The 19,968-nt window shown below is 38.0% G+C and carries 10 protein-coding genes; 3 read left to right on the top strand and 7 right to left on the bottom strand.

The window, feature by feature from the left end; all coding sequences use genetic code 11:
- Positions 1-118 precede the first annotated feature (118 nt).
- Positions 119-1,804 carry a chaperonin GroEL gene (gene groL / locus BC008_RS30840; protein ID WP_058184170.1) on the top strand — a complete coding sequence of 562 codons (1,686 nt, stop codon included), beginning with the start codon at positions 119-121 and terminating at the stop codon, positions 1,802-1,804.
- A 222-nt stretch (positions 1,805-2,026) separates the two neighbouring features.
- Here the strand turns inward: groL and BC008_RS30835 are convergent, their stop codons facing one another.
- From BC008_RS30835 to BC008_RS30825, 3 genes are all read right to left on the bottom strand, one after another.
- Positions 2,027-2,665 (bottom strand): response regulator, encoded by a 639-nt coding sequence (locus BC008_RS30835; RefSeq protein ID WP_027845306.1) that lies wholly within the window; start codon positions 2,663-2,665, stop codon positions 2,027-2,029.
- Between the two features lie 190 nt (positions 2,666-2,855).
- A complete protein-coding gene (locus tag BC008_RS30830; RefSeq protein ID WP_153009694.1) occupies positions 2,856-3,128 on the bottom strand; it encodes a hypothetical protein in 273 nt (90 codons plus the stop codon).
- A 242-nt stretch (positions 3,129-3,370) separates the two neighbouring features.
- Entirely contained in the window at positions 3,371-4,768 is a 1,398-nt protein-coding gene (locus tag BC008_RS30825; protein WP_027845304.1) for an FAD-dependent oxidoreductase, read from the bottom strand.
- A gap of 236 nt (positions 4,769-5,004) precedes the next feature.
- On the opposite strand from BC008_RS30825, the gene BC008_RS30820 reads away from it, so the two are divergent.
- Positions 5,005-5,181, top strand: coding sequence for a DUF1427 family protein (locus tag BC008_RS30820; protein WP_027845303.1), 177 nt, complete (start codon positions 5,005-5,007; stop codon positions 5,179-5,181).
- Positions 5,182-5,229: 48 nt separating this feature from the next.
- On the opposite strand, the gene BC008_RS30815 is transcribed toward BC008_RS30820, so the two are convergent.
- The gene (locus BC008_RS30815; RefSeq protein WP_161938184.1) at positions 5,230-7,812 is read right to left on the bottom strand and encodes a CHAT domain-containing protein; all 2,583 of its coding nucleotides are present in this window, start codon (positions 7,810-7,812) and stop codon (positions 5,230-5,232) included.
- A gap of 139 nt (positions 7,813-7,951) precedes the next feature.
- Positions 7,952-11,191, bottom strand: a complete 3,240-nt coding sequence (locus BC008_RS47740) for a two-partner secretion domain-containing protein (protein ID WP_027845302.1) — start codon at positions 11,189-11,191, stop codon at positions 7,952-7,954.
- A gap of 426 nt (positions 11,192-11,617) precedes the next feature.
- Between BC008_RS47740 and BC008_RS30805 the strand changes: the two genes are divergently transcribed.
- Positions 11,618-16,900 carry an NF038122 family metalloprotease gene (locus BC008_RS30805; RefSeq protein WP_082650674.1) on the top strand — a complete coding sequence of 1,761 codons (5,283 nt, stop codon included), beginning with the start codon at positions 11,618-11,620 and terminating at the stop codon, positions 16,898-16,900.
- Positions 16,901-17,143: 243 nt separating this feature from the next.
- Here BC008_RS30805 and BC008_RS30800 read toward each other — a convergent pair whose 3' ends face one another.
- Complete coding sequence (locus tag BC008_RS30800) at positions 17,144-17,545, bottom strand: VOC family protein (protein ID WP_058184167.1); 402 nt, start codon at positions 17,543-17,545, stop codon at positions 17,144-17,146.
- Positions 17,546-17,630: 85 nt separating this feature from the next.
- The gene (locus BC008_RS30795; RefSeq protein ID WP_027845359.1) at positions 17,631-19,895 is read right to left on the bottom strand and encodes a TauD/TfdA family dioxygenase; all 2,265 of its coding nucleotides are present in this window, start codon (positions 19,893-19,895) and stop codon (positions 17,631-17,633) included.
- Positions 19,896-19,968 lie beyond the last annotated feature (73 nt).

Genomic DNA, 19,968 nt, shown 5'->3' with positions numbered 1-19,968 from the left:
TTCTTGTTTAATTCATCCGTTATTTACGGGTTCACAGGAAAAAAAGTCAAAATTATAGTTAGCACTCTTCGCCTCTGAGTGCTAAATTGTTAGACAGAAAGCACTCTTTGATGAAAGAATGGCAAAAATAGTTTCTTTTGACGAACAATCTCGGCGGTCATTAGAGAGCGGAATTAACGCTCTTGCTGATGCTGTTAAAATCACTCTAGGACCTAAAGGTCGTAATGTTCTTCTCGAAAAGAAATTTGGTTCCCCCCAAATTGTTAATGATGGTATCACTGTTGCCAAAGAAATTGAACTTCAAGACCCTTTGGAAAATACTGGTGCAAGATTAATCCAGGAAGTGGCATCCAAAACTAAGGATGTGGCTGGAGATGGTACAACCACCGCCACAGTTTTGGCTCAAGCCATGATTAAAGAAGGCTTGAAAAATGTAGCCGCTGGTAGCAACCCCATCAGTTTAAAACGGGGAATTGATAAAACTGTTGAAATTTTGGTAGAAGAAATTGCCAAGATTTCTAAGCCAGTAGAAGGTAGTGCGATCGCTCAAGTTGCCACTGTATCGGCTGGAAACGATGAAGAAGTCGGTAGCATGATTGCTGAAGCGATGGAAAAGGTCACCAAAGATGGTGTCATTACCGTTGAGGAATCAAAATCTCTCTCAACTGAATTAGAAGTAGTTGAAGGGATGCAAATCGACCGGGGTTACATTTCTCCCTACTTCATCACCAATAACGAGCGGATGACAGTAGAGTTTGAAAATGCCCGTATTTTAATTACCGACAAAAAAATCAGCAACATTCAAGATTTAGTTCCAGTACTGGAAAAAGTTGCTCGTAGCGGTCAACCTTTGTTGATTATTGCTGAAGATGTCGAAGGAGAAGCTTTAGCAACTTTAGTTGTTAACAAAGCAAGGGGTGTTTTATCTGGTTGTGCAATTAAAGCTCCAGGTTTTGGCGAACGTCGCAAAGCAATGTTACAAGACATCGCGGTTTTAACTGGCGGACAAATGATTTCCGAAGAAATCGGTTTGAGTTTGGATACCGCATCTTTAGAGATGTTGGGAACTGCCCGTAAAATCGAAATCGATAAGGAAAATACCACCATCGTTGCTGCTAGCGATGTCACCAAAAAAGACGTACAAAAGCGAATCGAGCAAATCCGCAAGCAATTGGAACAAACTGATTCTGAGTACGATAGCGAAAAATTGCAAGAGCGCATTGCCAAATTAGCAGGTGGAGTTGCAGTCATTAAAGTTGGTGCAGCCACTGAAACCGAACTAAAAGATCGCAAACTCCGCATCGAAGATGCTCTAAATGCGACCAAAGCTGCAGTAGATGAAGGTATTGTCCCTGGTGGTGGAACAACCTTAATCCATCTCTCCCAGAAAGTAGAAGAAATCAAAGCTACACTTTCTGAAGATGAGAAAATTGGTGCAGATATTGTTGCTCGTTGTTTGGAAGCTCCCCTACGCCAAATTTCTGATAATGCAGGTGTAGAAGGTTCAGTAATCGTTTCTAAAGTCAAAGAAACTGAATTCAACATTGGTTACAATGCTGCGACCGGTGAGTTTGAAGATTTGATTGCTGCAGGTATTATCGATCCTGCTAAAGTTGTTCGTTCTTCTCTACAAAATGCTTCTTCTATTGCTGGAATGGTTTTGACCACCGAAGCAATCGTAGTTGAAAAACCTGAGAAGAAACCTGCTGCTGGCGCTCCCGATATGGGCGGCATGGGCGGCATGGGCGGCATGGGCGGCATGGGTGGCATGGGTATGGGTATGCCCGGTATGGGAATGATGTAGGTTACAGCTATATCTAGCCATATTTTGAGCATTACCCGTGCAGTGATATCGAGCTTGCTGCCAAAATAAAATGATAATGTAGGGGCAAAGGCAAATAGCTAAGTCTCTACATTATTTATTTGAGAATTGGTATACGCCCGCGCCTAACGGCGAATGGTAATTGGTAATTGGTAATTGGTAATTGGTAAATATCAAAAAATTATATTGAATTATTATTTTAATTTAAATATTCATATTCTCTTTGGCCCATAGAGCTGCTTGAGTGCGATCGCGAAGTTCAAGTCTTCCTAAAATCTGCGTCACATAATTCTTCACGGTACCCTCAGTCAGATACAGTGCTTTAGCTATTTCACGGTTATTCTTACCCTGGCTAATTAAGCGCAAAACATCCAACTCTCGTTCGCTAAAAAGATTTTCATAGGAATTTTGCTTACTTACTACGGGTGGACGTAGCTGGGCAAAAACTTTAGGTGCTATGGTTGGACCAAGTTGAGAATGTCCTTGAGATAAAGTTCGTATGGCTGCTGCAAGTTGTAAAGCTGGAGTACTTTTAAGGAGATAACCAAGTGCTCCGGCTTGTAAAGACTCCCAAATATAATCATCTTCATCAAAAGTTGTGAGCACCAAGATTTTAATCCAGGGAAAACGATTGTGAATTTCGCGTGTTGCTATCACCCCATCACAAATTGGCATCCTTACATCCATTAGAATTACGTCAGGTTGTAAAGTTTCAGCTAGGGTAATAGCTTCTTTCCCGTGATTGGCTTCTCCCACAACTTCTAAATCTTCTTCTAGGGATAGCAAAGAAGCTAGTCCCTGTCTAAATAGTGGTTGGTCATCTGCTAGTAATAACCGAATCATAATTATAGATGGGATTATTTGTTGAACCATCCTGATTCTAGTCTTTGTCCATCAAATATATTTTCCCAAACAGTTTTGCTCAGAGAACTCTTTGTTGATAAGACTGGGATTTAATATAATTTAGGATTAAGTGTATAAATAATTTTACTTGCTGAACTATTGTTTATTTATTTACAAGACAGGTATATTTTTACCCATCTTCAGGATCAACCTTTATACCATCTTCTAATCCTGGAGGTGTAAGATAACCAAGTGTAAATGTCGCACCGGCAGTAAATACACTAGCAACAGCAACTTTGAAAGCTTGTTGGTCTTGTTGGGGAATTACGATCCCAATATTTTCCAGTGCTGGAAGTGTGGAAGCAGTAACAATAATTCCACCAATTGAACCAACTGCAGAGGCAAATGTTGCAGCCATCACTTTATTATTGGGTCTAGTTGTTACAGATTTAGCTTTATGCATCTCTTTAATTATCCTTAGTTGTACAAAATGAATATATTTTTTACTACTCATTTTGCCCAGGAAATTTCCAAAAGGTTTTGGCAAATCTCGTAAAAATTATTTTTGGGGTAATCTCGCAATTCACAAACCGTCACTACAAAGACAGCCGAACGGCAGAAGCATTAGAATATTACTGTAGCGATATGTGCCAAATTCCCAGAATTTTTCCGCTCGGGACTGAAATACAGAGTCGTTCGCTATACTCAGAATAGCTTCAAACCAAATAATGACAAAATTATTGCAAATCCGATTAAAAACAGCATCACTCCTAATAATTGCTTGTTTTGTATCTGCATTTGCTGTTCAATTTCACTGTAGCGGACATCTGGTTGACCTATTTGAAAAATAGCAGGCTTTTTAAATAAACTTGGTAAAATTTGATGAAAGAGGGAAATTGCCATCAATTTGGTGAAAAATAAAGTTTTTATTACCCGCTTATTATTCCCCAATCCCTGTTCCGACATTCTAGCGTTCGCATCTGTATCTGGTTTGCGTTTGATAGTGTAGGCAGGTAAAGCCTTAGTCAGGTCACCATTATACTTCTCTAAAGTTCGTGCCAAAATTACACAACTTTCCAAGGCTACATTACAACCTTGTCCGAGAGATGCCCATACAGAGTGTCCTGCATCGCCAACAAGTACGACACAATCTCCTCCATGTAAACTACTACATATAGTAGTGATACCACCATAGGATGGCTTCTGTTCAAGCAAGTATTTTGCCCAATCTTCTGGTAATGATTTCCCTGCTAAGATATCAGGGAATTTTTCTTGAAATAAAGCTTCTAGTTCTGCCTCAGTTTTAAGTTTATCAAAGGTGAATTCTCCCTCTGGTGGCATAATTAAAATTCCGTTTAGCGACCCATCGGAACTGGGCGGAGCTAAAATAGTTACAGGCTCATGACTAGGCCAGGTATGAAAACATTTATCCCATTGAGGTTGAGCATCAGGTAATTCTGTTACTTTTCCTAATGGACAAACTTTAAACATCATTTTATCAAAGTTTTGCTGGCAGCTAAAGCCGTCAAAGTATTTTTCCATCAATACTCTAACGGTACTGAAAACCCCATCTGCACCTACAAGTAAGTCAAAATTCCGCTCTATACAATCGTTTTCTTTGTGAAAAGTTGCTAACTTTTGCTCGAAATCAATACTTTCTAAACGATAACCAAAGTAATATTCTATGTGTTCTGGAAATCTACAGCGCCCTTCCTGAAATAGTTGCTTTGCCAAAACATTACGATTTACGGAGATAGCTTTATTAAATGGTTGATTGAAGCGAATGCCTTTATTTGTGTGTCTGACATTACCAGCTAAAGTAACGCTTAGGTCAGGAGGTAATTCAACACCAACCTCTTGCAGCGCAAATATACCTCTTTCAGTGAGAACAATGTTATAGGAACGCCCTGATTTGTTTACTCCGCCCAAATTACCTGTACTTTTTTCATAGAAGTCTCTCCGCTCAAATACGGTTACTCTCCAATTCATCTGTGCTAAATACAATGCCATCAGTGTTCCTGCTGGACCTGCACCAACAATAATGGCTTTCCTGTCTTTTCCTGAATTTTGTGGTGAATTAGACTGCAAAAGCGATTCAATCATACCCTGACAATGGGATGCTCTTAACTAGATGATTTTATCGGGTAAACCTGGTAGAAGCAATATCTATTTTTTATGAGAAGAAATAAATCTACATTGCTTAAGCTTTCTGAGGGTAATTCTTAGCTAATTCTCAGTAATGTATCACTAACTGCTCATATTAATCACTGATATTAAAACTCAAGTAAAACTTGCACTTTAGCAGATTAAAGATAAAACGTTATATAAAGAGAAAGATTATGAGTGAATTCTTTAGACAGGCAGGAATGGCATTACTTGGTGGCTGGATAATTGGTGTTGTATTTGCTGGGATTAGGCTTCCTGCACCAGTTCCTCCACTTTTGGGTTTAATTGGAGCATTCGGTATATTATTGGGTGGTTATTGTTATGAATTAATTTTCAAGATGTTTAGGTAAAAATTTTTACACTAGTTTAGAATCCTCCATGTTTTACCGGGGGAGATGTCAAGTCCAATTTCCGATCAATACAAATGGAGCCCAATAAAAAGGATGATTGAATTTTTTGGATTTAATTAGCCTTAACTGCGCTTGTCTCAATATTTGGGCTTTATTTTGAGAAGTTTTCTTGATTTGCTGATAAAATTCATTCATCAAGATAGAAGTTGATTCATCTGATACTGGCCATAAAGTTCCAACTGTGCTTCTTGCCCCCGACCTGAGGGCAATTCCCGCAATACCCAAAGCGGATCTAGTATCTCCTTCGGCAGTTTGACAAGCACTCAGTACTAAAAGCTCGATAGGAATTAATTTGGGGGTTTCTTCTCGCACTTTGAGTAATTCTTCAAGTTCATTAACTCCGATACGATCGTTCCAAGTCAGAATAAATGTTTCTTCTGGTTTAGAACTAAATTGACCATGAGTTGCTAAATGTAAGATGGGTGCGCTGGTTGTTTCTTTTAAAGTCTTACGAAGACGATTGTTAGTAAATTTCTGGTTGAGTAAAAGTTGAGAATTAACATTGTTTGCGATGTCTTGCACTTCATTTTCTACCGCTGGTAGAGCAGAAAATCCCTGATTTGCTTCACTCAAAGCTCCTACCACTGCTTCAACGCGTTTATTATTTATTGCTTTGGAAGGTAGTAATTGTAACCCTGGGGTAAGGGCGATCGCATAATCTTCTACCAGATATTTTTCACCATCGTAAAGAGCAGCTACGGGAAGATTACGCAAAGCACTATCGAGAACAAAGACTAAAGTTTTGATTTTTGCTGCTTTTAAGTCATTAAGTGTAGGTTTTATCAACCAATTATAAAATTCTTGAGACTGAGTTTTTCTTTCTTCGTCGGAAGAAACTGGGTTAAATTGTGCCATTAATCCCATGATTTTACTTTCAAGGTCAGCAGCTGTTATTGGTTGAATTTGCAGCTTAATCGGTTGACCTGGAATAGAAGTTAAAACTGCAAGAGTGTTTTCTGTGACTATAGGGTAAATAATTGCAGCTTTGGGATCGAATTGCTCGATTTTTTCAGGTTTAGCTTGTAAGCAAGCTTGTCGAAAATAGTTCTCCATCTCAGCCATCTGCAAAGATTCTACAGTTTTTCTCGCTTGGATGAGATTATCTTGGGTCGGTTGAGAAATTAATAACTCAACTAACTGACGATAGACAGGTTCTACACTTTCACGAAATGAATACTGTGATTCTGGGTTGAAAGTCACTAAATCTTCTCGAATCTTACCCAAATTATTTACGGCTTTTTGATAGGATACGATCGCATTCTCGATTTTCCCTTGGGTTTTAAAAATTCTTCCTAATTGCCATTCCCACTGATAAGCTATATCATCAGCAGCAATCGCATCAGTTAAGCTGAGAGCATATTTATTGAGTTCGATGGCTCGATTTAAATTTCCTTGTTGTTCCTCTATATAAGCTAAAGTCCCAATAGCATAAGATTCTGTCCTCGCAGTACCTTTAGATCGTGCGGATTGGGCTATTTTTTCTAACAACTGTTTGTGTCGGTTATTAATTAAGGGTTGCGATCGCTTGTTAGAGATAGATTTAGAAGCAATAATTCTAGAGCTTTTATTTTGACGAGAAGCTCTAAAATTAGGAGATGTATAAGACTCTAATTTTGCCATTTTTTTGATTAAATCGATTTTGGCAAAATCATTGTTTGGTAAGTTCAGAATTAAATCTTGACTCTGATTTGCAGTGGTAATAGCTCGCTCCCAATTTTGACTTTCAATGTCAATATCAATGGAATTAAGCAAAGCAATAGCTTGGGTTTCTCTATTCTTCGACACCGATGCGACTTCTTGCAATAATTTAGTAGCAGTTTGGGGCTCAGAAAACTGAAGTACCGCAGCTAAGTCAATTCCAGTTTTAGCTGTTGCTTCTATATCTGTTTCCTGGGTTAAAGCAATACTGGCTTCGAGTTTTTCGATTGCTGTGGGAAAATCTCCAATAGTGGCGTAGGTTATTCCTAAGATTTTATATACTGATGCCTGTAGTAGTTTTGGTATTGAATTTAACTTTGTTTCCAACTCTTGAAGGTTTTTTTTTGCTGTGCGGTATTTACCCAGTTTTTGTAAAGCTATTGCTTCATTAACTGTAGCACCAACCTCTCCTTCAGTATCTCGTTCTTGTTGATATATTTCTTTTGCTTTGCGAAAATTTAAAGCTGCTGCTTGGGGATTATTTTGTTTGAGTTCGAGATTACCTTGAGTATTGAGAACTTTAGCGACGAGAGTGGAGTTTAATTTTTGATTATCTGATAGTTTAATTGCTGAAGTAATAGCTTTTTGTGCTTGGACTAAATCACCTATTTCTTGATAGCCCAAGGACAAAAAAACATCAATCAGTATTTTGCTCTCCAGGTCTTCAATTTTTAGATCTTTAGCTTCTAAGCGTGATGTTTCATTTTTAGCTTTCTCCCATTGGGCGATCGCATTTAAGTAATCACCGCGCAACATCGCTTCTCTTCCAGTATTTATTTTTTGTTCTATTGTTGGGGGTAAACCACGAACAACTGCTACGGGAGTACAAACAATTCCTAAGCCAATCAAAATTCCTAAGATAAAATTACGCATAAATATTAATTTCATTAAAGTTTCTCAATACTTTTAAATTTTCAATAGTCTTAAATTTGGATATGGCAATCCTAACTGCTAAATAATTTAGTAATCTATAAAAACTGATATTCCTCACCAAGGGGAGGTTAGGAGATGGTTAGCCTCGACAACTAGACTTTATCCAATTGTGTGTGGATAAAGGGCTCAAAGCGACTAATTCTAACTCACCATCTGAATTGATGATAGTTGCTGTAGCTTCTTTAATCGGCTTTCTTGAGGGAGCGACTTTTGCTGTATTTACTTTGGTTGTTTGTTGTGTAGCTGGACGCAGATCGTGCCAATTTGAACTAAGAGAATGACTCTGATATGGACTATTGGGAATTCCCCCATTACCCGTAACTGCAAAAATATTTTCGCCACTACTTGGACAAGCTGCTGTAATCAGACCACTAGGATCTGTAATATCTTCAGGTAAGATACCCGTACCTAAGTCTTTTTCTGATTCGGGACTTTTAATCTCAACAACTCCATCAAGTCCAAACTGAGATGAAGCATCAATATCACTGGTTAAATCGGTGAAAATAAGTTCGGTTGTAATATCGATATTACCTCCTGGTCCAAATACAGCATTAGCTCTAATATCGCTATTATTGAGTGCCAAAATAAAATTAGAATTATCAATAAAAATATTTCCCCCACCACCATTACTATCTAAAACGCTGGTGCTAATTAAGCTATTATTTCGTAATAGAATTTCATTGCTGAAAATATTGATATCACCACCACCTGTTTGTTCTGAAGTTGCAGTAATAAAGCCTCCATCTGTTTGAATGCGATCGCTATTTAAATTAATATTGCCAGCTTGACCTGTCCCCGTACTGCTAGTAGTAATTTTTCCTTGTGCAGAGATATCCAGCAAGTTACTATTTACAGAGATTATTCCCGCATCTCCTGCTGCAACAGTACTACTACTGAAAGTTGCACCACTAGTAAGATTTAGATTATTTGTAAAAACTTCAATAGCACCACCAGCACCTTCTCCTAAAGTTTCTGCTGTTACTTGAGCGCCATTTTGAGCGGTAATTGTGTTGCTATTAAGAAAAATATTTCCCCCACCCCCTGCAAAAGTTGAAGCTGTAATGCTAGCAGGAGTATCAGTATCTACTCCATCTAGTTCAATGGTTGGGGCGTTAATATTGATATTTCCTGCTTTACCGGTTCCTGTTCCTGCTAAAATATCTGCATTGCTACCACTTAAGAAGTTACTTGCACTAATAGTTGCACCATCTTTTACAGTTAGTCTATCGGTTGTTAAATTTATATTTCCACCGTTTCCATTCCCCAAAACCGCACTGGAAAATAAACCACTACTACCACCACCAGCTTGAATTGCATTACCGCTCAATTCTACTGAGTTGGATGCTGTAACTGTAAGATTACCAGCAGATCCAGAACCACCAGTACTAACAGCAATTTGTGCTCCATCTGATACCTGTAAATTATCGGTTGTGATCGCTAAATTACCACTATTACCGGTTGCACCGGGAATAACAGTTGCAAATAAACCAGTAGATCTGTTAGCAACTGCAGAATATCCAGTTAAATTAATCTCGCTGGCTTTAATAGCAAGATTTCCTCCTTGTCCGGTACCGAGTACACTGGAATTTATTTGGGTTCCACCACTAAGCTTGAGGCTGTTAGTCTCGATGTTAATATCTCCAGCTGTTCCTGTCGCACTCGATTGGACGGAAGCAGAAATTTGACTGGGGTCTGTTAAAGAATCAACGCTGCTTAATTCAATATTATTTGCTTTAATATCGATATTTCCAGCATTTCCTAAGCCTCCAACGGTAGAACCAATATCAGCACCGTCTATAACTTTTAAAGTATCAGTATTAATACTTAAGTTACCTCCATCTCCACCGGCAAAAGTATTATTAAATAAACCACTAGGAGTCCCATTAGGAGAAGTTCCATTAAGTTCAATATCTTGTGCCTTAATATTAAAATCCCCTGCTTTACCATTACTAAATGAAAGAGTAAAAGCTTGGGCTCCTCCAGCGATTAATAAACTATCGGTGTCTACATTAATATTTCCCCCATCACCAGTTGCTCCTGGGACAATGGGAGCAAACAGACCGCTCGAACCAGCTACGCGGGAACCTGCAATTAACTCTACCCGCTCTGCATTTACACTTAAGTTTCCACCTTTACCACTGCCAAAAATAGCACTAGCTACTTGAGCGCCGCCAGCAACTAATAAATAATTGGTATCAATATTTAAATCTGCCCCTGCTCCTGTTGAACCTGCTGTAGTATCTGTGGAAACATAGGAAACAAAAGGAATTTGGTTTTGAGATACCCCTGTAATTCTGACGGAATCTGCACCGTTAAGAGTAATACTTCCTCCCGTTCCATTTCCTGAAGTGTTAGAGAGAATGGCGGAAGCGTCTGTTAGAGAAATATTTTGTCCGCGAACGTTAACCGTACCACTACTATTACCACTAACTTCCACTGAAGCTGCATTTGCTAAAGCAATATCTGTAAAACCAGCTACTCCTTGATAGTCAAATGTCCAAATTTCACTACTAGTATTAAGTCCAACTAAACCCTGCTTAACACTACCTAATTCAATATGTCCTTCTGCTGCGGTTAGATTTCCCCCATCTAAAGCGATATTACCTCCAATCAAAGCTAAATTTTTTCCCTGGTCTACTTGTAATCCAGAAGGACGAAAGTTTTTAACTAGAGAATAATCATTATTACTGGGGTCAGCAAAACCCGTACTATTCCCAGTCCCCTCAACAATAATATTTCCTGGCTCAGTACCATATTGCAAACCAACGGGAATATTGATGTTTAGTAAAGGTGGTGCTTGGGGGTCAACAGCACTATAAAAATTACCATCACTGAATTTAATACTTTCTGCAGTACTTCCTAAAAATGAACCACCAATCTCCAGAGTTGCATTGGGACCGAAAATAATGCCCTTGGGGTTAATAAAAAATAGATTAGCTGTCCCATTTGCACGAATTATCCCTTCAATATTAGAAACTGAGCTACCAGTAACCCGACTGAAAATACTTCCTATACTCGATCCATTATTGAAGAAAGCTGTTTGACCATCAAGAACAGAAAATTGTTGAAAGCTGTGAAAAAGATTATTTCCTGCAGCTGTTCCTCCAGTAATTTCAATCAAATTTCCACTAGTATCGGGGGACACTACAGAATTGATGGGAAGAGTAGTATCCGGGATAATTTGAATTTGTGTTGATTGTGCTGAGACTTTTGGTGTATTGCCAAATAACGAACAAAATACCAAGCATAATATCAGATAAAGGTTTTTGTTTTTCTTTCTGATTTCCAGTTGTGATAAAGAAAAATAAACGTTATTCATGGCTCACCCTAGATCTCTAACATTTAAAGTTAGTGAGAGTTAAATAAAAACATTTAACCGCATTTCCAAATTAATTATTCCCAAAAATTACTGATAAATTAATCATGCATTAATTTTTACGAAAAATCATTTATAAATTCAAGAAAATTATATTTAGGACATGTCCTGAGAAAGATGACCCAAAGATAAATGAATCAAAATTAATAGAACAAGCAAGTAGCTAAATAAAATAATGTAGATCGCTAAACAATTTGAGTAATTTCAGTCTTAATACTGAGGCCAATTTATTTTAAAATCTTATTTTTATTGATACTTTCATCAAAGTTTAATATCGATTTTGCCCAAATCAATAATAGGTTTTTTAAACTTGAGAAGATAAGTACAAAAATTTGAAAAACGTTTATTTACTCTAAATTACATCAGAATATGCAAATAAACTTTCTTTACGATATGAATGTCAGTCTCGAACAAATGATTGGTTACGAGATGACATCTCTTCTTTGGGGTCAATTATTTGCAGATGACATTGAAATCAATATCTTTGCCAAATGTACAGACCAATTAGATGCAAATATAATTGGTGGAGCAGTTCCCGAATATCACGAACAACATTACGCCTTATTTTTAGAATATTTTGCTGCAGACATCACTTCGGAAGAAGACCAACTTGCTTATGATGCTTTACAACAAGGAAATACCGTTGATTTCTTACTTAATGGCGATTTAATTGGCGGTAATACCAAAATAAAGTTAACCACTGCCTTAGCTCAAGCCTTGGGAATGAATGAAGCAATTAGTTTGGATCGTTATGTTCTCGACGATTCAATTCATTTCCTCGATGGCACAATTATGATGAACCAGGATTTTTCCTGGGATTTCAATTACTTAAGGGATAGTGAAGCAGCAGAAAATACCCTCGATTTTTTGAGTGTAGCGCTCCACGAAACGGGACATATTCTAGGTTTTACCAGCAGTTTAGATTTCTCCTTGCAACAAGATACTCTTTATTCTGGTCGTACGGAGTTAACAAATTTTAGCCCTTTAGACTTATTCCGTTTCTCCGCGCAAAGTTTAGCTCAAAACAACCCTGACGGGAGCGTAAGTGATTTATCAATCGGTGGAGTAGCTTGGTTCTCGCCTGACGGTGGAGAAACTTTAACAGCCAAGATGTCTACAGGTAAAGAAGGAGACGGTTATCAAGCTAGCCACTGGGAAAGACGTTACGACCCTCTAGGGATTATGGATCCGACTCTGTGGTATCAAGAGCGAGCATCTATTACTGACTTGGATGTCTTAGCTTTTGATGTCATGGGTTACGATCTAAGTGAAAGTGCTGGTGACGTGGAACAGTTATTCACCACACAAGGATTAGAATTAACACTAGCCCAAGCCAAGATTCAACTAGCTGAAAAACTCGGTGTTTCTGTTGAGTGGATAGAAGAAAATGCAAACGTTCCAGTATCTTCTTTAGATTTAATAGCGCAAATAGAGGCAGAAATTGCAGCTGCAGCATCTGAATCTACCACTACAACCGAAACTACATCTGAATCTAACACTACAGATTCAACTTCCGAATCCACTACAACCGAAACTACTTCTGAATCTAACACTACAGATTCAACTTCCGAATCCACTACAACCGAAACTACTTCTGAATCTAATACTACAGATTCAACTTCCGAATCCACTACAACCGAAACTACTTCTGAATCTACCACCACAGATAACACCACGAATGAGGATGAGCCAGACAAAGACTTCTTCAAAGATTTACGCAAAATGAAGAAGAAAAGCTATAAGTGGTGGGCGCAAGATAATGAAGGAGGTAACTCTTCTTGGCAAGAATTCTATGAATGGTGGTCACAAAATAATGAGGGAGGTAATTCTTCCTGGCAAGAACATTACGAATGGTGGGCGCAAAATAACGGAGGAGGTAATTCTTCTTGGCAAGAACTCTATGAATGGTGGTCACAAAATAATGAGGGAGGTAATTCTTCCTGGCAAGAACTCTATGAATGGTGGTCGCAAGATAATGAGGGAGGTAACTCTTGGTGGCAAGAAGTATTCTTTGCGAGTCAAGATAATGGAAACTTCACAGACATTAGATTACCAGGACAGAATAACAGTGAGATAACTAATGTTATTTACGGAGACATTACTGGAGGTCATGAAGATGACATCATTGGTGGGGACACCAGCAACGACAATATAGTTTCTGGTAAAGGTGATGACTTAGTTGATGGAGCCGAAGGAGACGACACTATAATTGGTGGCGAAGGTTATGACACTATCTTTGGCTTTGATGGTAATGATTCGATCAAAGGTGGGAAAGGAGATGACCTGATATCTGGTGAATCTGGTGAAGATGTATTGCTTGGCGAAGCTGGCGCAGATGTCCTGATGGGCGGCGAACATGATGATTACTTGGACGGAGGAGAAGGTAGAGATTTCCTCAATGGAGATACAGGACACGATGCTTTAATCGGCGGAAAAGGAAATGATGCTTTAGAAGGAGGAGCAGGAAAAGATTTATTGGTTGGGGGAGAAGGAAAAGATATTGGAAATGGTGGTAGCGGTGATGATTTTATCTTCGGCGATCGCTACTCTGCGATATTACAAAAAGCCTTTGGCAATAATTTAACTCCTCTGATCGGTCTATTTACTCCTGAAACTGATACTACAACTGAAGAAGTCATTACTGTCGAACTTGCTCAAGACCCAATGAGAATCGAAGCAGAAAATATGACCTTGTCTGGAAACTACAATCTAGCTTCTAGTGGGACTCTGGTTCAGACTAATTCTACAGCTAACATCAGTACCATTTTTAACGGACAAGCAGGACTATACAATATTGTGATTGGCTATCACGATGTTTATGGTAATGCTAGGATTACAGCTTCTTTAGGATCCAGTACAATAGATGATTGGTATTTAAATCAAACTTCGGGAAGTACATCTCCTGGTGTTTCCAACTTTAAAACCAGGACTATTGCCAGTGAAGTTAGTCTTAACGGTGGTGAATCTTTATTTCTAAATACAGTTGCTTACGCAGCTAGTAGTGGTGGTGATGATGATGACGATGGTGGCAGTGTCGTATACGATAAAGCTTACATCGACTATGTTGATTTCGTTCCCATCGTTAACAACAACAATGTAACTTTAGAAAAAGACCCTGTTCGACTTGAAGCTGAAGAAATGAATTGGACGGGAGTGTATAAGGAAGAAAGTAAAACTTACGCCTCTGGTGGTAAGTTAATTGGACCCAATTCAGATAACCAATGGATTTACGGAAATACAACTTTTAATCTGGAATCTGGACTCTATAATGTAATTGTTGGTTATCATGATATCGGGAAAGTTGGCGAATCAAAATATAATCAGGGCAGGATAAAAGTTAAAGTAAACGGAGTTGAAATTGATAACTGGAAACTTGATGATGTTCTTTATGATTCTCAATTAGAAGCAGGAAACTTTACTAAGCGCACTATTAATAACGTTCAATTGAGTCAAGGTGACACCTTCGGTATTGATAGTTTGGCAGATTTTACTCCAGAAGGTTTTATTGACTATATTGAGTTTGTTCCTGTGGAAGTTTCTACTGATACTTCCGATATCACTGGAAATTCCAATACTACTGACACTCCTAATACTAACGATACTTCTAATACTACTTCCAACGCCACTGATACAACAGCTACTGCAATAGAACTGGGAGCAAATAGCGATATCCTCAGAGGTGGTAATGGTAATGATGGGATTGATGGTGGTGAAGGTAATGATATTATCTTCGGGGAAGATGAGGCAAACGATTCGAGTAATATTGCCCCAATTAATATTGCTGGTAGTTTTAACTATGGTCGGAGTACTTATATCTTAAGTCAGGCTGGTACTTGGACAGAAGCACAAGCTGAAGCTGAAAGTTACGGTGGTAACTTAGTTACTATTAACGATGCTGCTGAAAACCAATGGTTGAAAGATACCTTTGGTACTACAGAAGCTCTCTTTATTGGTTTCTCTGATGCGGAAACTGAAGGAACCTGGAAATGGGCTAGCGGTCAAGTTGTAGATTGGGTTCTCGGTAATACCAATGATGGCATCTATACCGATTGGGCTCCCAATCAACCGGATGATTCTCAAGGAAACCAAGACTACGCTATCTTGAGTCATATCTGGGATCCTAATACAAATAAGTGGGATGATGTAACCACAAATGCATCTTTCCGAGGCATTATTGAAATTGACTGGTCTAGCGCTGGTGGTAATGATACTATTGTCGGTGGATCAGGAGATGACCAAATTTACGGTAACTCTGGTAATGATTCAATCTATGGTGATGATATAGACGATGGTATTGCTGTTAAAACTCCTCAAACCTTAACTTTCCAGCAAGGAGTTAATGGCTACAACGGAACAGTTGACACTCAGTTAAATGGGTACTATTGGACCACAAGCTATAGTAATGCAACTTCCCTCAATATAGATAGCAATGACTTGGGTTATCCAATTCATAGTTTAATTCGCTTTGAAGATATCTTTGGTGCTCAAGAAGGTCAAATTGCTCTGGACGGTACCATTAACTCTGCCTTCTTAGAACTTGATGTTTCTGATCCGGGTAGTAGTTTTAAGGTCCATGAAATGCTTAAAAGCTGGTCAGATAATGTTACTTGGTATTCTTGGGACACTTATGATAACGGAGTATCAGCCAATGGTGTAGAAGCATCTAATACAGCAGTTGCTACTACTGGTTCTGTTAGTGCAGGTATTTTGAGAATTGATGTTACAGAAAGCTTAAAATCTTGGCAAACGGACCCCACTAGTAATTATGGATGGGCTTTTCTACCCACAGGATCTGATGGAGTTGATTTTGACTCTGCAGAAGGTGCTAAGGCTCCTCGCTTAGTGGTAGATGTTGAGCAGGTTTCATCTTCTACTTCCGGAATTGATGGTGCAGTGTATAACGGTAGTAAGTATATTGTTACTGATACTGCAATGACTTGGAATGTAGCACAAGCCTATGCGGAAAGTATTGGTGGTAACTTAGTCACAATCAATGATGCTTCAGAAGAAGAGTGGTTGAAAACAACTTTTGGTAGTACCGAAGAATTGTGGATTGGTCTAACCGACAAAAATGTCGAAGGACAATTTGAGTGGAGCAGCGGAGAAGCTCTTACATATACTAATTGGGTCCCTGGAGAACCGAATAATGTCAATGGTGGCGATTATGTCAGGATGAATTATCAAAATCAATGGGGTGATAAGAAAAATATACCTCTAAGAGGAATTATTGAGATTAAATTATCTACCGCTAATGGTAGTAATAATATTGACGCTGGTAACGACCATATAACTGGTAATGGTGGTAATGATACTATTTCTGGCGGTGCTGGTAATGACGTCATCAATGGTACTGATGAAGTAGTTGCTGGTTACTATGAAAAAGATATCTTAACCGGTGTTGATGGTGCAGATAAGTTTATCTTGGGAGATGCAAACCAAGCCTACTATGCTACAGCTGGTCATCAAGATTATGCTCTAATCAAAGATTTTGATTCTACAGTTGATTTTCTCCAACTTCATGGAGTTGCTGAAGATTATCAACAACAGCAGCAAGGAGATAATATCTTCCTTTCCCGCGATGGAGATTTAGTAGCAATTCTAGAAGATAACATCACCTTAAATCTTAGTGACAGTGCTTTTGAGTATGTCTAATTCGAAACTTTCAATTCTTTTTTAACTATCAGGCTACAAAATTTAACTAAAGTTACACTTTGATTTGCTGAAGTAATTCAGGGAAAACTAGCTAAGAATGTTTACAGGATTATCAAAATTATTGCATTTACCACAACTAAAAAAATTAATTGGGAAAGTGTTCATTTCACTTTCCCGATAGTTTTACATAACAAATATCAGGTGTTGATTGCTTAAGTCGCAGATTTAAAGCTAAAAATAACTTTATACATACCATTCAATATCATTCCCCCAATTTTCTTTACCGTACTTAATTCTTGATTCTAAATTCGAGTAATGCAGTTCAAATTTATTACCAGAAGGATCGAGAAAGTAAAATGATTCTCCTTCTGAATTGTTTTCTTTCCATTCAGGAATATTGTTTTGCTTCAACTTTTCAACCAATGAATCAAAATTATTCTTATCCAAATCAAAAGCTATATGGTCGTATCCTCGATCTAAGCATTTTTCGCCTTTAGTCACAGCTAACCAAACATTTCCGGCTAAAAAATATGCACTCTTGTTGGATTTCATTATTGGTTTTAAACCCAGAATATTTACATAAAAGTCAAAAGCGACATCTATATTTTTGACATTCCAGGTGAGATGATTAATTCCAGTAATCATAATAGCCTAAGCAATCTATTAAGCAGCAATATATAAAACCAGCATATCTAATAACATAGAAATCTATTTTTAACATCTTCAGGTTCTAGTAGTCCTTTTCATTAGATTTTTTTAAACGCCTTTGAACCATAGCATCAAAAGCATTAGATATTTTCCTTAAGTGAGGTTCTGTATAAGGAAAATTCTTCGCATGGTCAAAGTTATGTCTCATCGCAGCATTCAATTCAAAGATAAATAATGTTCCATCTTGGAGAATTGTAAAATCAATTCCGAAGAAATCAAGACCAACTAGATCGCGAATTTTACAGAGTTTATCAAAGTTTTCCCTACTGATATAGCTGACAGGATCGTTCAAAAAAGACTGTTCTTTATCTTGTGTCCATTGGTTTTTGTCCATGATGCTATAACGGTCTCCCGAATGAACATTCCAAGAATCATTGAATAAGTTTGCTACTGGATAGAAATTATCATCGATAAAAAACACTCGGATTTTGTTAAAAACATTCTGCTCATTACGGTAATCCTGGAATTGAATGATGTAGTACTCTCTGTTAGCTGGTATATTTTGGAAATGAGAGCAAAGTGCTTGTTTATTATTAACAAGTTTAACTGTAGATCCAGTTTGGGAACCCACTTGACGAACGATAACAGGAAAAACAAACCCCAAACCAAAGATTTCGTTTGCGATCGCATCTACAGAAACACCATCCCACTTGAGTTTTTCTGTTTTGGGGAATTTGACACCCGGAATCAAGTTAAGTCGCAATGCGTTACGTTCGCGGGTTGTTTCCAGAACCTGATGAGGATGATTAATGACAGGAATATTAGGATAGCGATCTAAAAATCTAGCAGCAGTAATTAGTGATACTCGTTTCAAGTCTGGACAAGCAATTGTGTTGAGAATTAGATCAAAGTTGGAAATATCTTTTAACTCGTCAATATTATTTTCCAACAGATTGAGAGTCATCAAGTTATATCTTTTCCGGTTGACAAAGTCCTTAATAGAGAAATGACCACCTCGCAATAGGTTTTTGTAAGTACCGTCATATTGTTGAATAATGCGATAAGCCGATCCTTCTATTCCTCGAATTCTTAATAATGTTGACTTCTGAGGATCTGGTTTTCCTTCCCAAATCAGAGGATGACTTCGAGCAACCTGATTTAATATAGCGCGGGCTGCATTATAGTCTCCGCTAGCATCAGCAAGACTAGACAAGGCTAGACCACTTTCGTAATCATTAGGAGAAATTTTTAAGCAACGGAGAAAAGCTTTAGCTGCTTGTGGAAATTTTCCTTTACTCAGTAAAAATTGACCATAGATATTGAGTAGAGTTGCATTATTAAATGGTGAACCACTAGGATGATTACTCGGTTTGAGTACCTTTGTAAATTCGTGGAAATCTTTTATTTCTTGGATAGTTGAAGAATCAATATCCTTATCCTTGTAAACTAAATCTTCTTGCTTACTCTGACCCTTTAAAATAGATGTCTTTGAGTCGCGAATATATTCTGATGTCTGAGTTTGATTAGCAGATTCAAATTCAAAACTGTTGACATGGAGGCGAACTCTGTAAAGTAAGCGATCGCTATCTAGAGGAAATCCAGTCCGTCCATGTAGTACTTTTTTATTGTGCATAAACACAATTTGTCCTGGTTGCAGAGAAAACTGCATCAATTGTGCAGACTTCTGAAGCACGGTGTCTAGATTATTGATCGCACTACGATATTTTCTAGATAAAGATAATTTTTTAATTTCTAGGGTGCGGTCGATTTGCGATCGATAGTAACGAATTTGCTCATCTCCTGCGACACCAGAAATAATGGGATATATATTATCCCCAAACGGAAATACTGAAGCTCTCAATAATTCAAGATTCTCGCTATCAATTTGTCGTAAGATATCTTCAATGGGAATCATAATAGACTCACCACCTCTATTATCTGCAACGATACACTGAAATGCAACCAAATTATGGGGCCTATCCATGTAAGATGAATCGGTATGGAGTGCTAAAGGTAGGTGAGTTCGGCTATACTGGGTAACTTTTCCACTTGTTGTAGGTTTTGTTTGATTAATTCGCACTTGTGTAAAGGAAACTTTTACTTGGTTTTCATAACTAAAATTTAAAGTGGATTTTCCCGAACAAATTGCATAAATAGCTTGGGACAGGTTGACCAAGTTGGTGCGATCTTCAATAGGAGCATAGCCGTTGACAACCACAAAATGAGGATAAGTACTTAATGCTGTACAAATAGAATGAGCTATTTCTTGAAGCTTTGTTATTTTTTCCTTTGCGGGAGCTATAGCAAAATGAGTAATGTCAAGGGTGGGAATAAGTAATTTTTTCACTTTAAATCAATAATTTAAATCGTAAAATTTTCTTTAGTCGTGAGGATTTTCCGCTGTACTTATGGTCAATACA

Source organism: Mastigocoleus testarum BC008 (genome assembly GCF_001456025.1).
Classification (GTDB): domain Bacteria; phylum Cyanobacteriota; class Cyanobacteriia; order Cyanobacteriales; family Nostocaceae; genus Mastigocoleus; species Mastigocoleus testarum.
Note: the sequence above shows the minus strand (reverse complement) of the source record. Positions and strands in the feature narration are given on the sequence as shown.

Bases quoted from the DNA above. Each gene is read 5' to 3' on its own strand.
- groL (WP_058184170.1), top strand. From the start codon at position 119: ATGGCAAAAATAGTTTCTTTTGACGAACAATCTCGGCGGTCATTAGAG.
- BC008_RS30835 (WP_027845306.1), bottom strand. From the start codon at position 2,665: ATGATTCGGTTATTACTAGCAGATGACCAACCACTATTTAGACAGGGA.
- BC008_RS30830 (WP_153009694.1), bottom strand. From the start codon at position 3,128: ATGCATAAAGCTAAATCTGTAACAACTAGACCCAATAATAAAGTGATG.
- BC008_RS30825 (WP_027845304.1), bottom strand. From the start codon at position 4,768: ATGATTGAATCGCTTTTGCAGTCTAATTCACCACAAAATTCAGGAAAA.
- BC008_RS30820 (WP_027845303.1), top strand. From the start codon at position 5,005: ATGAGTGAATTCTTTAGACAGGCAGGAATGGCATTACTTGGTGGCTGG.
- BC008_RS30815 (WP_161938184.1), bottom strand. From the start codon at position 7,812: ATGCGTAATTTTATCTTAGGAATTTTGATTGGCTTAGGAATTGTTTGT.
- BC008_RS47740 (WP_027845302.1), bottom strand. From the start codon at position 11,191: ATGAATAACGTTTATTTTTCTTTATCACAACTGGAAATCAGAAAGAAA.
- BC008_RS30805 (WP_082650674.1), top strand. From the start codon at position 11,618: ATGCAAATAAACTTTCTTTACGATATGAATGTCAGTCTCGAACAAATG.
- BC008_RS30800 (WP_058184167.1), bottom strand. From the start codon at position 17,545: ATGATTACTGGAATTAATCATCTCACCTGGAATGTCAAAAATATAGAT.